This is a genomic window from Escherichia sp. MOD1-EC7003, assembly GCF_002965065.1.
GTDB lineage: Bacteria > Pseudomonadota > Gammaproteobacteria > Enterobacterales > Enterobacteriaceae > Escherichia.
The window spans coordinates 1-365 of record NZ_PTRE01000100.1; the positions used below are offsets into that span (position 1 = coordinate 1).

A 365-nucleotide genomic window follows, 5' to 3' on the forward strand; every position below is an offset into this window, starting at 1 on the left:
ATTCGGTTAACCTTGCTACAGAATATAAGTCGCTGACCCATTATACAAAAGGTACGCAGTCACACGGATTGCTCCGTGCTCCCACTGCTTGTACGTACACGGTTTCAGGTTCTTTTTCACTCCCCTCGCCGGGGTTCTTTTCGCCTTTCCCTCACGGTACTGGTTCACTATCGGTCAGTCAGGAGTATTTAGCCTTGGAGGATGGTCCCCCCATATTCAGACAGGATACCACGTGTCCCGCCCTACTCTTCGAGCTCACAGTATGTGCATTTTTGTGTACGGGGCTGTCACCCTGTATCGCGCGCCTTTCCAGACGCTTCCACTAACACACACACTGATTCAGGCTCTGGGCTCCTCCCCGTTCG

Annotated in this window: 1 rRNA gene; it reads right to left on the reverse strand. The window is 52.6% G+C overall.

Annotated features, from left to right (window positions below):
- Positions 1 to 365, reverse strand: a 23S ribosomal RNA gene (locus A7090_RS17935); the annotation flags it as partial.